Source organism: Ensifer sp. ENS10 (assembly GCF_014852025.1).
Taxonomy (GTDB): domain Bacteria; phylum Pseudomonadota; class Alphaproteobacteria; order Rhizobiales; family Rhizobiaceae; genus Ensifer.
In genome coordinates this window covers 574543-588279 of sequence record NZ_JACVAS010000001.1, presented here as the reverse complement: position 1 = coordinate 588279, position 13737 = coordinate 574543, and the positions used below count along the sequence as shown (strand labels likewise).

At 61.3% G+C, this 13737-nt stretch carries 15 protein-coding genes; 6 read left to right on the top strand and 9 right to left on the bottom strand.

Annotated elements, in window-relative coordinates; all coding sequences use genetic code 11:
• Window positions 1–135: 135 nt before the first annotated feature.
• The 6 genes from motA to IB265_RS02845 all read left to right on the top strand — a co-directional run bounded on the left by motA (window position 136) and on the right by IB265_RS02845 (window position 5487).
• Entirely contained in the window at window positions 136–1014 is an 879-nt protein-coding gene (gene motA, locus IB265_RS02870) for a flagellar motor stator protein MotA (protein ID WP_057248205.1), read from the top strand.
• Between the two features lie 4 nt (window positions 1015–1018).
• On the top strand, window positions 1019–1963 hold the full coding sequence (locus IB265_RS02865; protein ID WP_057248204.1) for a FliM/FliN family flagellar motor switch protein: 945 nt from the start codon (window positions 1019–1021) through the stop codon (window positions 1961–1963).
• A 24-nt stretch (window positions 1964–1987) separates the two neighbouring features.
• Window positions 1988–2632, top strand: a complete 645-nt coding sequence (gene fliN / locus IB265_RS02860) for a flagellar motor switch protein FliN (protein ID WP_082615703.1) — start codon at window positions 1988–1990, stop codon at window positions 2630–2632.
• A 29-nt stretch (window positions 2633–2661) separates the two neighbouring features.
• Entirely contained in the window at window positions 2662–3693 is a 1032-nt protein-coding gene (gene fliG, locus IB265_RS02855; RefSeq protein WP_057248202.1) for a flagellar motor switch protein FliG, read from the top strand.
• 271 nt (window positions 3694–3964) lie between these two features.
• A complete protein-coding gene (gene flhB / locus IB265_RS02850; protein ID WP_057248201.1) occupies window positions 3965–5041 on the top strand; it encodes a flagellar biosynthesis protein FlhB in 1077 nt (358 codons plus the stop codon).
• Window positions 5042–5046: 5 nt separating this feature from the next.
• A complete protein-coding gene (locus IB265_RS02845; RefSeq protein ID WP_057248200.1) occupies window positions 5047–5487 on the top strand; it encodes a hypothetical protein in 441 nt (146 codons plus the stop codon).
• A 54-nt stretch (window positions 5488–5541) separates the two neighbouring features.
• Here the strand turns inward: IB265_RS02845 and visR are convergent, their stop codons facing one another.
• The 9 genes from visR to IB265_RS02800 all read right to left on the bottom strand — a co-directional run bounded on the left by visR (window position 5542) and on the right by IB265_RS02800 (window position 13733).
• The gene (gene visR / locus IB265_RS02840; protein ID WP_057248199.1) at window positions 5542–6282 is read right to left on the bottom strand and encodes a transcriptional regulator VisR; all 741 of its coding nucleotides are present in this window, start codon (window positions 6280–6282) and stop codon (window positions 5542–5544) included.
• A gap of 12 nt (window positions 6283–6294) precedes the next feature.
• Window positions 6295–7035, bottom strand: a complete 741-nt coding sequence (gene visN, locus IB265_RS02835; RefSeq protein WP_057248198.1) for a transcriptional regulator VisN — start codon at window positions 7033–7035, stop codon at window positions 6295–6297.
• Between the two features lie 827 nt (window positions 7036–7862).
• The gene (fliF, locus tag IB265_RS02830; protein ID WP_192494618.1) at window positions 7863–9533 is read right to left on the bottom strand and encodes a flagellar basal-body MS-ring/collar protein FliF; all 1671 of its coding nucleotides are present in this window, start codon (window positions 9531–9533) and stop codon (window positions 7863–7865) included.
• Window positions 9534–9892: 359 nt separating this feature from the next.
• On the bottom strand, window positions 9893–10285 hold the full coding sequence (locus IB265_RS02825; protein ID WP_057248196.1) for a hypothetical protein: 393 nt from the start codon (window positions 10283–10285) through the stop codon (window positions 9893–9895).
• 74 nt (window positions 10286–10359) lie between these two features.
• Complete coding sequence (gene cheD / locus IB265_RS02820) at window positions 10360–10914, bottom strand: chemoreceptor glutamine deamidase CheD (RefSeq protein ID WP_057248195.1); 555 nt, start codon at window positions 10912–10914, stop codon at window positions 10360–10362.
• Complete coding sequence (locus tag IB265_RS02815) at window positions 10911–11300, bottom strand: response regulator (RefSeq protein ID WP_025425902.1); 390 nt, start codon at window positions 11298–11300, stop codon at window positions 10911–10913. Before IB265_RS02815 ends, cheD begins: the two co-directional genes overlap by 4 nt.
• Window positions 11300–12361, bottom strand: coding sequence for a chemotaxis response regulator protein-glutamate methylesterase (locus IB265_RS02810; protein ID WP_057248194.1), 1062 nt, complete (start codon window positions 12359–12361; stop codon window positions 11300–11302). The genes IB265_RS02815 and IB265_RS02810 overlap by 1 nt, the downstream gene beginning before the upstream one ends.
• Complete coding sequence (cheR, locus tag IB265_RS02805; RefSeq protein WP_057248193.1) at window positions 12358–13266, bottom strand: protein-glutamate O-methyltransferase CheR; 909 nt, start codon at window positions 13264–13266, stop codon at window positions 12358–12360. The genes IB265_RS02810 and cheR overlap by 4 nt, the downstream gene beginning before the upstream one ends.
• Entirely contained in the window at window positions 13263–13733 is a 471-nt protein-coding gene (locus IB265_RS02800; RefSeq protein WP_057248266.1) for a chemotaxis protein CheW, read from the bottom strand. The genes cheR and IB265_RS02800 overlap by 4 nt, the downstream gene beginning before the upstream one ends.
• Window positions 13734–13737: the final 4 nt, after the last annotated feature.

Sequence of the window (13737 nt, the reverse complement as noted above, 5' to 3'; positions counted from 1 at the left end):
TTGACAAATCCTGACCGGATAGCCTTGCGCGAACCTGTTCCGATGAATGACCCCCATCGCCCGCGCCGGCCAGCCTCACGCAAGGATGAAACCGTATCCCGTTAGCGGAAAATAGGATCGCGACAGGTATCGAAAATGAACATCATCATCGGGCTTCTTGTGACGTTCGGCTGTATTCTCGGCGGCTATCTGGCCATGGGCGGCCACATGGAGGTCCTCAACCAGCCTTTCGAACTGCTGATCATCGGCGGCGCCGGCATCGGCGGCTTCATCATGGCCAACTCGATGAAGGTGGTTAAGGATACCGGCAAGGCGCTCGGCGAAGCCTTTCGCCACAAGGTGCCGAAGGAGCGCGAATATCTCGACACGCTCGGCGTTCTCTATTCGCTGATGCGGGATCTGCGCACCAAGTCGCGCAACGAGATCGAAAGCCACATCGACAACCCGGAAGAATCCTCGATCTTCCAGGCAGCGCCGACGGTTCTGAAGAACAAGGAACTGACCGCCTTCATCTGCGATTACGTACGTCTGATCATCATCGGCAACGCCCGATCGCACGAGATCGAAGCGCTGATGGACGAAGAAATCCAGACCATCACCCACGACAAGATGAAGTGCTATCACGCGCTGAACACGATGGGCGACGCCTTCCCGGCGATCGGTATCGTCGCGGCGGTTCTCGGCGTCATCAAGGCGATGGGCGCGATCAGCGAGGCGCCGGAAGTTCTCGGTGCCAAGATCGCAGCCGCACTCGTCGGCACGCTGCTTGGCGTGTTCCTGTCCTATTCGATCGTCGCGCCGCTGGTCGCCAACATCAAATCGGTGCGCGAGAAGCAGAACCGCCTCTACATCATCGTCAAGCAAACGCTGCTTGCCTACATGAACGGCTCGGTACCGCAGGTCGCTCTCGAATACGGCCGCAAGACCATCTCGGCCTATGAGCGTCCGTCGATCGACGCGGTCGAGCAGGAAATGATGAACCCCGGCGGCGGCGGCGAAAGCAAGGCGGCTTGATCCCATGAATTCCGCAACATCCAACGTTCACGCATTCGACCGGAAACTCCTGGCGCGCATGACCGGCGCGCTCGGCGACGACAGGGTGATCGGCCGGCTGGCACTCGAACTCGGCCAGGTCTTCAGTGAGTTCCTGCCCGACATCTGCCGGGCGGAAACGGGTCTTGACGTCACGATCGGCTATGCCGGTTTCCGGACGGGGCTGCGGCGGGAGCTGATCGCCGGCCTAGGTACCGGCGTGGTGATCAGTGACGTGTCCTTGCGCAACTGGTGCGCGGATTTCCAGATCGGCTGCGACAGCCCGATCATCATCACTCTCGTCGAGGCGCTGCTCGGCGCCGAGCCGGCCGGGATAGAAGAGCCGCAGCCGCGTGCGCTCTCCCAGATCGAGATCGACGTCGCCGTGCCGCTTTTCGAAAAGATCGCCGACGTGTTGCGCACCGCTGTCAACGCGCCGGGCGGGTTCGAAGCGATCGTCGAACGTCCGCTCAACAGCGCATCGCGCCCCAAGCCCGATCCCATGATCGAGGACATCCATGCGGGCGCCATCGACATGACGATCGGCTTCGGCCCGGTCATGTCCACCTTCTCCGTCATCGTCCCGCAGAGCGTGCTCCTGAAGACCACCATCGTCTTCCCGAAGGGCAGCGGCCAGCAGCGCAAGGCGAAGGCCGAATGGACCGAGCAGCTCGAAGAACAGGTTCGCCGCTCTGCCGTCACGATCGAGGCGCGCATCCGGCTCGAAAGCCTGACGCTCGAAACGATCAGCCGGCTGCAGGCGGGCGACGTCATTCCCTTCCACGACGCCCAGGACGTTCGCGTCGACGTCAACGCCAATGGTCGCGACCTCTATGTCTGCGAATTCGGACGATCGGGATCGAAATACACGGTTCGAGTCAAGGATACCCACGGCTCCGAGCAGGACATCCTTCGCCACATCATGAGTTAAATCGGCCTGCCGCGCGCTCGCAGCATGCCTGAGGCAAGCTTCAACTGGAATAGTTCTCACATGGCACCCAAGAAAGCACCCATCAACGAACAGGCAGAAGCCGCTGTCGGAGACATGGAACTCGACCAGGCGATCAATGACCTGCGCGGTGTCCTCAAGCAGGATTCGGATGCGCCGGCAGCCTTCGGCTCGGATTTCGGCAGCGAACCCGCTGGCGCCGCAACCGACTTCGGTAGCGACTTCGGCGCACCGGCCGGCGGCCTCGACGCGTTCGGCGGCGATTTCGGCTCCAGCGACTTCGGCGCCGACCTCGGCGGCGGTTCCGTTTCGAGCGATTTCGGCGGCACGGATTTCGGTGCGACGTCCTTCGACAGCGCTGACGCTGCGATCGACGCGCCGCCCGGCAGCGGCATGACGGCCAACCTCGACCTGATCATGGATATCCCGATCGACGTCCAGATCGTGCTCGGCACAAGCCGCATGCAGGTGTCCGGTCTCATGAACTTGAGCGAAGGTGCAACGATCGCGCTGGATCGCCGGATCGGAGAGCCGGTCGAGATCATGGTCAACGGCCGGGTGATCGGCCGCGGCGAAATTACCGTTCTCGAAGGCGACGACACCCGATTCGGCGTCAAACTCATCGAGATCAAGGGCAGCAAGAAGTCATAAAACCCGATGATCGGGCGAAGGATGAATCCATGATGGATTTCGAAAGTTTCGAGGCTCAGGCGCTATCAAGGCCGCTGAGCCAGACGGACAAGGCGGCGGCCGTCCTGCTTGCCATGGGCAAGGGCGTCGCAAGCAAGCTCTTGAAGTTCTTCACCCAGAGCGAGTTGCAGTCGATCATCGCCGCGGCGCAGTCGCTGCGCGCCATTCCGCCGCATGAGCTGGAAGCACTCGTCAACGAGTTCGAAGACCTCTTCACCGAGGGCGCCGGGCTGATGGACAATGCCAAGGCGATCGAAAGCATCCTCGAAGAAGGCCTGACCCCGGACGAGGTCGACGGCCTGCTCGGCCGCCGCGCCACTTTCCAGTCCTACGAGGCCAGCATCTGGGATCGCCTGCAGGAATGCGACCCGGTCGCCGTGTCGGTACAGCTTGCCAAGGAACATCCGCAGACGATCGCCTACGTTTTGTCGATGATGCCTTCGGGTTTCGGTGCCAAGGTGCTGCTGCAGCTTTCCGAAGAGCAGCGGCCGGACATCCTGAAGCGCGCCGTCAACATGAAGGACGTCAACGCGAAAGCCGCCGCGATCATCGAGAAGCGCGTCATGGAAATGATCGGCGAGATGGAAGCGGAACGCAATTCGGCCGGCCCGGCCAAGATCGCCGAGGTCATGAACGAACTCGACAAGCCGCAGGTGGACACCCTGCTCGCGTCGCTCGAATCGCTCAGCACCGCTTCCGCCAACAAGGTGCGCCCGAAGATCTTCCTCTTCGACGACGTGCTCTACATGCCGCAGCGCAGCCGCGTACAACTCTTCAACGACGTGTCGACGGACATCATCACGATGGCGTTGCGCGGATCGACGGGAGAACTGCGCGAATCGGTACTTGCCTCGATCGGCGCGCGCCAGCGCCGCATGATCGAATCCGATCTCGCCATGGGCGATGCCGGCATCAACCCGCGCGACATCGCGATCGCACGGCGCTCGATCACCCAGGAAGCCATTCGCCTGGCGGCCAGCGGCCAGCTCGAGCTCAAGGACAAGGACGCGCAGGCGGCCTGATCGAGCAGGCGCGCCGCATGGGCCCGTCGGGCGGACGGCTGGCGCGCGCCTTCCTCACCGTATTTCCTGTTGAGCCCTGGCGAATGCCGGGGCTCAACGCTTGCCTGCCCTGCCTTCCGGGTTCACTACTGCATTTCCTTGGATCGGCCTCGATTTGAGGAGCACGCAGCAGCTCAACGTGTTGCAACGACCTTTGCGCGTCTGAACAGACGCACGGCGCTGCAGAAAACGCGATCAACGCTGCCCAGATGTAACCGGAGCCTCCTGCTTCATGTCTGATGATCAGGATAAAGACAGCAAAACAGAGGCCCCGTCAGAGAAGAAGATCTCCGACGCTGCCGAGAAGGGTAACGTGCCCTTCTCCCGCGAGGCGACCATGTTCGCCTCGACGCTCGCGATCTACATCTTCTTCGTCTTCTTCCTTGCCGACGGCGTCGGCACCATGGCCGAGGCCCTCAAGGACATCTTCGAGCAGCCGGAAGCCTGGCGGCTGGAAAATTCGACCGACGTGGTGGCACTCATCACCCATCTCGCATGGAAATCGGCCGCGCTGCTCGTTCCGGCCTTCGTGCTGCTCATCCTCTTCGGTGTCGGCTCCTCGATCTTTCAGAACCTGCCACGGCCGGTTCTCGACCGCGTCCAGCCGAAGCTGAACCGAATTTCACCAATGGGCGGGCTCAAGCGCATCTTCGGCGTGCAGGGACTGGTCGAGTTCGGCAAGTCGCTGTTCAAGATCATCATCGTCTCCGTCGTCGTCGTGCTGGTGCTGTGGAACAACTACTTCGCGACGCTCGACTTGATGTTTTCGGACCCGGTCACGATGTTTTCGACGATGGCGAACGATCTCAACGAGATCATGATCGTCATCCTGTTTGCGACCGCGGTTCTGGCGATCGCCGACCTCTTCTGGTCACGGCACCATTGGTACACCGAACTGATGATGACCAAGCAGGAAGTGAAGGAGGAAATGAAGCAGGCCCAGGGCGACCCGATCGTCAAGTCGCGCCTGCGTTCGATGCAGCGTGACCGGGCGCGCAAACGGATGATCTCGTCCGTACCGCGTGCCACGCTGGTGATCGCCAACCCGACTCACTACGCGGTCGCGTTGCGTTATGTCCGCGAGGAAAGCGACGCGCCCATCGTCGTGGCGATGGGCCAGGACCTGGTTGCCCTGAAAATCCGTGAAATTGCAGAGAAAAATGGCATACCCGTCTTCGAGGATCCGCCACTTGCACGCTCCATGTTTGCACAAGTCTCGGTCGATAGTGTGATTCCACCCGTGTTTTACAAGGCTGTTGCCGAGCTCATTCACAGGGTGCATGCGTCGCAACCAAAACGGATGACATAACTCCGATGAAAAAGTGCGAATTCTCCGAGAAGCGGGAACAGATCGTAGCTGAAGCAATCCGCCCTGTGGCGACCGAACTGCGGCTCATCGACGCCGCCGATTTCATCGCCCTCTTGCGGTTCGAATCCTACGCCAGCCTCGCCGATCTCGTCGAATCCGCGGCAGAACTTTACTTTCTGCCCGGTACGGTCAACTTCGGTCTCGGCGGCAACTACAATCTCGATTGGGATTGCGAGCCGGAAATCGTCCTCGACCTGGAGCTCAAGCCCCGCGGTGTCACCATCTATGTCCGCCTGTCCCTTGGCAACGAGACGGCCGGCATCGAGATCAGCCATATCAGTTTCCAGAACCCGTCGGCCGACCCGGACGAGAACACGGCCTTCCTGGCGCGGAGCCTGGTGGACGCAAAATTCATCAAATCCTACGAACTGCCGCTCGCAAGCTAAAAGAACCGCGCCTGCGCCCCAGTATTCTGCAGATGGCGCCGGCGCTGAATGCGCTTAGCTGATGTAGCCAAGGCGGATCGCCTTGGCGATCGCCTGGATGCGGTTGACCGAATCGAGCTTGGTGGTCGCAGCGCCCAGATAGGCGTTGACCGTATGGACGGAGAGGCCCATGCGCTCGGCAATCTCTTCGCTGATATGGCCGTCGCCCGCCATCTGCAGGCAGGCGATCTCGCGGTCACTCAAGGTTTCGGCCGGCGCCATGCGCTTTTCATCGGCGGCCAGCAGGTCGGTCATGATCATGCAGCTGCGACCATGCAGATCCACCACCTGTTCGGTCGAGGCATCGATATAGCTGCCGGCGAAGATGACGTAGCCGTTGCCCTGGGCGCCGAGCCTGACAGGAAAGGCTATGCCCGAATAGGCAAGCTTGCGCACTTTCAACCGATACGCAAAGGGCGCGAGTTCCGAGACTTCCGCTGCCTGATGCTCCCCTGCCCCGTTCCAAAGCACCGGCAGCAGGGATTGATCGAGATGGGCAACCAGTTCCTCGCCATAGGCGGTGATGAGATCATGCGCGTTCGCTTCGGCCGTAAGGCCCCAGTTGTCGAGGACGCAGGTCAGCTTTCGGGCCGTGCCTTTACCGCTGAGGCGCAGCACGGCGAAATGCTTGGCATTGATCTGCCGCTGCATCGCTTGCAGACGCGTGACCAGGGTTGCGGCACGTGCGGCGCGGTTGCCCTGCCGGGCGAGCTTGTGGTCGTCGTCGATCCGCCCACCACCGAGAAAATGCGTCATCGCGCCCGTTCCTCACACAAGATTGTTGCGCACCGCGTAAGCTATCGCTTCCGATCGCGTCCTGGTCGCGGTCTTGCGCATGACGCTGGTGATGTAGTTGTTGATGGTGTTGCGCGAAATTCCGAGGATCACCGCGATCTCTTCGCTGGTTTTGCCCTCGGCGATCCAGAAGAGGCATTCGAGCTCGCGCTCCGTCAACTCGAAGTCTCGATCGTGCCGGACTTCGGCGCGCGTCGTGAAGCTTGCGAGGTAACCCGCAAGCAGCGTGACGTCCCGCAGGCTCTCCTGCGAGAGGATCACGTCTTCCGGCATGAGCAGCATCAGCGAGAAGCGCAGCCGTCCGACGTTGAAGGTGACCGCACAATATTCGCGGCTGATGCCGCGCGGCAGGCCGATGTCATCGGGCAGCGCGTAGAAGCACGGCTGCAGCACCGCCAGGCATTTTTCAAGCTCGGTCGTCTTGGCGTGGAGCGACGTGACGACGCCGGAGAGGCGCCGCACCACGTCGAAGGGCCAATCGGAACAGACCACGAAGTCGAGCCCGTTGTCCTGCGAGATGTCATAGCGCGCCAGAAGATAGTGGCTCGCGCCGACATATTCGGTCAGCGCCGACAGACCGCTGCCAAGACCGCCCCGACCGGCGACTTCCCCCAGCCTTCGCAAAAGTTGTTCGCGCGAGAAACCGCCGCCGCGTGCACGTGTCGGTGCCGTCGGCAAAGGCCAGACAGCAATGTCTGCTTGCGAAATGTCCATGAGTTCAGCCCCCGTGCCGGATTCACATCCCGGAACTGCACTTGCACTGTCGCCGCCAACAGCCGGCCGAAGCCGAATATTACCACCAGTCGCAGATCAGGACGCGAATCAACTGTTAAAAATGTACATCGGCACGAGAAAAATACCACCGCCCTGTTCTGGCTATTTACTTCACACCCTGTGCATAGACCGATTCGGCCCAGACAGGCCTCGCCTGTTCTGCCCAATGACGTTCATCGCCTATGCCAAGGCACAACACATTGATAGACAATGCATTTCTACTTGAAAACCTGCCGTTCCCGCGCGTCAGCCGCGATCCTGGACAGCGCTATTGGCGTGGTTTTGCCCAACAAACGGGCGCTTATTGCCGAAATTCGAAAATTAGAACCTGAAGAAATTATACTTTGTTTTCACAGCTGTGGCTGAAATGCATCAGGAGTTTTTCGGGCTCTTCTCATTTTACCGATATATAAATTGTGAAACTTTCAGAATAAATCTGAGTGCATGCGAAGTTATATTTCAGTTTGACTATGTATAGCTGGAATCCGGTATAGTAGATGACCGCACCGAATGCACGCCATGCGCGCGCGACGAATCTATAAATTAAGATATCGTTAAAATATTACCATTCTCGGCTCCCACAGGACTCAGCGGCCTCACTTCGAAACTTGAAGCAAATTTGCGGCAGTGGCGGCGGACGCGCCCGGACTCTCACAATATTTGGCCCGAACATAGACGACGCCGCCTGACATGCGGGAGCGACGCCACAAACACAAATCCCGCCACAAGGGCGGGATCTGTTTGATTGCGGCAGGGCTGCGGCGATATCAGGCGGCCTTGTCGAGGGCCCATTTGCGCAGGATTTTCGCCGCGCGTTCTTCGCTGATCTCGACCATCCGGGCCAGGCGCCTTTCCGGGCCTTCCTTGACACGGCGGTTGAAGCCACCGTCTTCGCCCATATTGAGCAGGTCGTCGGTGCTGTCGAAGCCGAAGTCCGACCCGAAGCCTTCCATGAGCGCCCCGCCGGCACCGGCATTGGCCGGAGAGAAGTCGGGCAGTTCGAGACCGGCGGCTTCGCCTTCGAGCTGGCCGGCAGTGCTGCCGAACCCGAGCTGACGGGCGAGCGGCCGCATGCCCCAGACGACCAGAGCGGCCACCACGATAAAGGCAAGGGCATTGATGATGCCGCCGAGATTGCGGGTCAGGGTTTCCATCACGCCGGGGCCGGCGACGGCCTGGTCGAGCAATTGCGTTTCGACGAAGTCCATGGCGGTCAGGGTCACGACGTCGCCGCGGTTCGTATCGAGGCCGGCAGCGGAAGCGACGATCTTCTGCATGTCCTGCAGATAGGCGTCGATCTTCGCCTGGTCGGCCGGCTCGCCGACCATCGCGGCCAGTCGGCCACGGTTGACGACGACGGCAATGGAGAGGCGTTCGATCGTGTAGCTGTTCTTGACGGTAGCAATCGTCTTGCTGTTGATCTCGTAGTTGGTCTGCTCTTCCTTCTTCTCGGCCTCGTCGCTCGACTTCGGGCCGGCGCCGCCGCTCGGGGCAGCCTGAGGAATGTTCTGCTGGACGGTGGCGGCATTGTCCGGCTGCTGCTGGCTGGACTTCTGCTCTTCCTTGGTCACGCGCGTGGAGCGTTCAACCCGCGATTCCGGATCGAAGACCGTTTCCTGGATCTGCTGGGTATCGGTGTTCAGCCGCGCGGTGACACTCGAACGGAAATTGTCCATTCCGAGGAAGGGCGCCAGCGCGTTGTCGATCTTCTTCTCGAGCTCGGTCTGCACATTCTGGACGACGCCGAGCGACTGGTTGAGAGCGCTGTTGGCCGGATCGTCGCCGGAGGCGAGCAACTGTCCGGTCGAATCAAGCACGGTCACGTCATCGACGTCGAGCCCCGGTACGGAAGAGGCGACGAGATGGCGGATCGAGGCAGCGGCGCTGCGGCCGACGGTGGCGCTGGCGCGGATCATGACCGAGGCTGTGGGGTTCTGGTCCGCCTTGCGGAAGCTGCCGCGTTCCGGCATCACGATGTGGACGCGGGCGGCGGCGATGCCGGAAATCTGCTGGATGGTACGGCCGATTTCGCCTTCGAGGGCACGCACCCGCGTCACTTCCTGCATGAAGGAGGTGAGGCCGAGCGAACCGACATTGTCGAAGAGTTCGTAACCGGCATTGGCACTGCTCGGCAGGCCACGCTCGGCGAGCAGGAGGCGCGCCTTGCTCGTCATGCCGACGGGAACCTGGAGGCTGGCGCCATCGGAGCCGACATTGAAATCGATATTGGCCTCAGCCAGCGCGATGCTGATCTGGGTGACATCGCTGCGTTCGAGCCCGACATAGAGCGTTTCGAACGAGGGTCTGTTGACGTAAATGCCCGCCCCGAGCACCAGGCCGACCGCGACAATGCCGGCTGCCGCCAGCGCGATCAGCTTGCCCTGCCGGAGATTGCTCAGGTTCTTCGTGACCGTCGAAAGTTGATCCAACAGACTCATTCTGTTTCCGCACCCAGTATCGCAGAGCTTTCAAGCCGGTCATCGGCCGAGCGCCCTGCGCAGTTCCAACATTCGGGTTTGCTGGGTATCGACATGCTTTGTATCGACTTCCAATGCGCGCGAATCTACCAGCCCCGATCGGGACCGTAGGAAACGAAACTTGCGCGAAATTGGCTTGATCGGCCCGGATCGCCGATCGAATGGACGCATCGGCAGAGTTATCCACTGACTGACAAGAGCCTGTGAAGGCGGATATCCGGGGTAAGCGGCATGAGCTGAGCGCTGGTCTGCGCGCCGCAAGCCGCTGATTTTGCGGCGCTATTGCCAGATTCGCGCGTCGCACAGACTTCCGACGAGCGTCAGAATGCCTCGAAATCACCCGCTGCCTTGGTCAGCGGCTGGGAGTGGCCGTGGCGCAACATGCCGTTGCCAAGTGCCTTCTTCATATCGGCAAGCTTGACGAGACTGACGGCAGTGGTCACGTCGACCAGCCAGTCGTCGGGGATCGACGCCGTTATGGTGTCGATGAACTCCGCGATGCCGCGCGTCTTCTGCACCGCGAGGTCGATGCCCTGCAGCAGCATCATCTTGTCCGGATTGGCGAGCGCATCGGCCCCCTCATCACCTGCCAGCTGCGGTTCGATCCGTTCGATCAGATAGGCGACGTCATGCAGCTCGGTGACGATGCGCATCAGCACTTCGGGCAGTGCTTCTTCCACGTGCGGCATGTGGCCCTGGTAGTCGGTCTGCATTGGTATGTCTCACGTGGCTCGGGGCTTCGGTAGAAGGTCTTATTTGCGGCCTGCGAGGCGCCTGCCCCGCAGGATCAGAAGAATTCGATCGAGCTTTCGGCCGGCTTCGGCGCGATGACCGGACGCTCCTCCAACTGTACGGTGCGCTGCGTCTCGACGCCGGTCAGGGCATATTGCCGGGCCCGGCCGCTGGACGGCCAATATTCGAGCTTGCGACCGTGCTCGCCGCCGGTGCTTTCGCCGACGATGCGGATGCCTTCGTCGAGCAGGAACTGCCGTGCGAAAGCGGCATTCTGTTCGCCGACATTGGAGAAACGCGCGATCGTCTTGGCGCCGCCAAAGATCTTGGCTTCAAGACGATCTCTGCGCGCGCCCTGCTTCAGCAGTCCGTTGATCAGGAGCTCCATGAGATGGACCCCGTAGCGGGTCGCGTCGCCGCCGGAAGCGGGCGACGTCGCGGAACCTGGCAGCAGGAAATGGTTCATGCCGCCGACACCGACCACGGGATCGCGCATACATGCCGCCACACAGGAGCCGAGAATGGTCGACAGCACGATATTGGGATCGTTGAAGACCTTGTACTCGCCCTGGATGACATGCACGCGCTTGCCGGCGGCTTCCATGTTCATTTGAGCGCCCCGAATACGGCTTCGATCGCCGCCTTCATCTTTTCGATGGTGAAGGGCTTGGCGAGCACGTTGTTGGCACCGAGGGCCGCCGCCTTCTGGACGAGGGCACGATCGCCCTGGGCCGTCAGGATGATGAAGGCCGCCTTCTTGGTCGCCGGGTTGGAACGGACCGCCTGCAAGAGGCCAAGACCATCCATCTTCGGCATATTGAAGTCGGAGATCACTAGATGGTGCGGGTTCTGGGCCATGATCTTCATGCCCTGCTCCCCGTCACCGGCGGCGGTGATCTGCTTGAAACCGAGCTGCTGCAGGGCATCACCCAGCAGCAGGCGGCTCGTCACCTGATCGTCAACGATCAGAACTTTGATTTTTTCGGCGATGGACATTATTCGCTTCCTTCCTTGCGGAGCGCCGCTGCTTTCAGGACCTCCTCCCCGATGGAACCGAGGGGGAGCTGGGTTTCAACGGCGCCCAATTCATAGGCGACTCTCGGCATGCCGTAGACGACACATGTCTTTTCGTTTTGTCCGAAGGTCTTTGCCCCGGCATGCCGCATTTTCAGGAGACCGGAGGCGCCATCGCGCCCCATGCCGGTCAGAATGACGCCGATCGCATTGCGGCCGGCGAGTTCAGCAACGGAATCAAACAGCACATCTACCGACGGCCGATGTCCGTTGACCGGTTCGCGATCGACCAGGCGGCAGCAGGGTGCCGTCGCGTTCGCGACCTGCAGATGGCGCTCGCCACCGGGTGCCAGGTAGACCTTGCCGATTTCGAGCCGCGCACCATCCGTCGCCTCCTGCACCGTCGGCGCGCACAGGCGGTTCAACCGCTCGGCAAAGCTCTTGGTGAAGGTGTGCGGCATGTGCTGCGTGATGACGGTCGGCGGGCAATTGGCCGGGAACTTCTGCAACACCGTGATCAGCGCCTCGACGCCGCCGGTCGACGCACCGATGGCGATGATCTTGCGGCCGGCCCGGTATTCCGAAGCCGTGTTCGCGTTGGCGGCAGCGGGAGAGCCCGCGATCTTGTTGCCGGTGATGATGAACTTGCGCTGCGAACGCGCTGCCGCCTTCACCTTGTCGACCAGGCCGGCGAAGGGATGTGGATCGCCCGGGTGCGGCTTGCCGACGCAATCGAAAGCACCGATTTCGAGTGCGGCGATCGTCGCCTCTGCGCCCTTGTGTGTCAGCGTCGAGACCATGATGACCGGCATCGGTCGGAGCCGCATGATCTTGTCGAGGAATTCGAGGCCGTTCATGTTCGGCATTTCGATGTCGAGCGTGACGACATCGGGGTCGAGTTGCTTGATCGCCTGGCGCGCTTCCATTGCGTCGGCCGCCTGGCCAACGACGGTCACATCAGGGTCGGCGTTCAGGACAGCGGTGATCAGGCCACGCATGGTGGCCGAATCGTCAACGACGAGAACACGAGCGGGAGCGGTCATGCCCGTCCTCCATGAAACTTGCCGGTATGGCGGTAGGTGGTGATACCGATGTTGTCGAAGTGCGACTTGGCGTCACCCGACACGCGCTCGGAATGCCCTATGTAAAGATGACCGTCGGTGTTCAGCATGCCGGCGAAGCGCGACCAGATCTTCATCTGCGTCGGTTCATCGAAATAGATGACGACGTTGCGGCAAAAGATGACGTCGAACGGGCCCTTGAACGGCCATTGCGCCATCAGGTTCAGCTCGTTGAAGGTGATCAGGCGCTTGACCCGATCGTCGACCTGCCACTTGAAGCGGCCGCCGGCATTGACCTCGGAGAACCACTGCTTGCGCATGGCGGGGTTGACGGTTTCAAGCGCGGTTGCGTCATAGGCGCCGGCACGGGCGAGTGCCAGGATCTTCGGATCGATGTCGGTCGCAAGGATGCGGAAGTCGTAGTCGGCCGCGTTCGGCAGCAGCGACAGAACCGTCAGCGCGATCGAATAGGGCTCCTGCCCGTCCGAGCAGGCCGCCGACCAGATACGCACCCGGCCGCCGGCCTTGGCGCGCGCGATCAGCTCCGGCAGCACTTCGGTCTTCAGGTGCTCAAAGTGGTGGTTCTCGCGGAAGAACCGCGTGAAGTTGGTGGTCAGGTGCGAAAGCATGTCGCGGCGCGCGGCGGCGCCGGCGGGCGAAGCGACCAGCTGGCAATAATCCCGGAAGCCCTTGAGCCCGAGATTGCGGATATGCTTCGACAGACGCGAATAGACGAGCGACGCCTTGCTTTCGTTGAGATAGATGCCGGCATCCGCATAGATCATCGCGGCGATCTCGGTGAGATCGCGGCGGGTCAATGGATATTCGCCGCTGGCCAGGCACTCGTCCGGCGACAGCTTCTGTTCGAATGCGACCTGGTTCCTCATGCCGCTTCCCTTTCTTCCTGCGGGAAGATTGCTTCCAGCTCTATGAGGCAGATCATCCGGCCTTCGATCGCCAGCACACCGCGGGCGAAGCTCTTCTCGAACTCCGACGAGACAACGTCGGGTGTCGGCTGGATCTTGTCATTGGTGATGGTCAGGATGTCGGAGACGGCATCGACCAGCAGACCGACGGCCTGGCTTTTGACCTGCGCAACGATGATGACGTGACGCACGGTCGGCTCGGCCGGCTTCATGCCGAGCCGGGCCGAAAGATCGATGATCGGCAACACGGCACCGCGCAGATTGATGATGCCGAGCATGTAGGTCGGCGCGTGCGGCATCGCCGTCGCCGGCGTCCATCCGCGGATTTCGCGCACAGACATCACGTTCACGCAGAACTCCTGGTCGCCGACGCGGAAAGCGATCAGCTCTCGCCCGTCCGTGGTCAGACTTTTTGCGACATAGGTCATCACA

What these genes read in the sequence shown, in the direction of transcription:
- motA (WP_057248205.1), top strand. Translation starts at nt 136, where the DNA reads ATGAACATCATCATCGGGCTTCTTGTGACGTTCGGCTGTATTCTCGGC.
- IB265_RS02865 (WP_057248204.1), top strand. Translation starts at nt 1,019, where the DNA reads ATGAATTCCGCAACATCCAACGTTCACGCATTCGACCGGAAACTCCTG.
- fliN (WP_082615703.1), top strand. Translation starts at nt 1,988, where the DNA reads ATGCCTGAGGCAAGCTTCAACTGGAATAGTTCTCACATGGCACCCAAG.
- fliG (WP_057248202.1), top strand. Translation starts at nt 2,662, where the DNA reads ATGATGGATTTCGAAAGTTTCGAGGCTCAGGCGCTATCAAGGCCGCTG.
- flhB (WP_057248201.1), top strand. Translation starts at nt 3,965, where the DNA reads ATGTCTGATGATCAGGATAAAGACAGCAAAACAGAGGCCCCGTCAGAG.
- IB265_RS02845 (WP_057248200.1), top strand. Translation starts at nt 5,047, where the DNA reads ATGAAAAAGTGCGAATTCTCCGAGAAGCGGGAACAGATCGTAGCTGAA.
- visR (WP_057248199.1), bottom strand. Translation starts at nt 6,282, where the DNA reads ATGACGCATTTTCTCGGTGGTGGGCGGATCGACGACGACCACAAGCTC.
- visN (WP_057248198.1), bottom strand. Translation starts at nt 7,035, where the DNA reads ATGGACATTTCGCAAGCAGACATTGCTGTCTGGCCTTTGCCGACGGCA.
- fliF (WP_192494618.1), bottom strand. Translation starts at nt 9,533, where the DNA reads ATGAGTCTGTTGGATCAACTTTCGACGGTCACGAAGAACCTGAGCAAT.
- IB265_RS02825 (WP_057248196.1), bottom strand. Translation starts at nt 10,285, where the DNA reads ATGCAGACCGACTACCAGGGCCACATGCCGCACGTGGAAGAAGCACTG.
- cheD (WP_057248195.1), bottom strand. Translation starts at nt 10,914, where the DNA reads ATGAACATGGAAGCCGCCGGCAAGCGCGTGCATGTCATCCAGGGCGAG.
- IB265_RS02815 (WP_025425902.1), bottom strand. Translation starts at nt 11,300, where the DNA reads ATGTCCATCGCCGAAAAAATCAAAGTTCTGATCGTTGACGATCAGGTG.
- IB265_RS02810 (WP_057248194.1), bottom strand. Translation starts at nt 12,361, where the DNA reads ATGACCGCTCCCGCTCGTGTTCTCGTCGTTGACGATTCGGCCACCATG.
- cheR (WP_057248193.1), bottom strand. Translation starts at nt 13,266, where the DNA reads ATGAGGAACCAGGTCGCATTCGAACAGAAGCTGTCGCCGGACGAGTGC.
- IB265_RS02800 (WP_057248266.1), bottom strand. Translation starts at nt 13,733, where the DNA reads ATGACCTATGTCGCAAAAAGTCTGACCACGGACGGGCGAGAGCTGATC.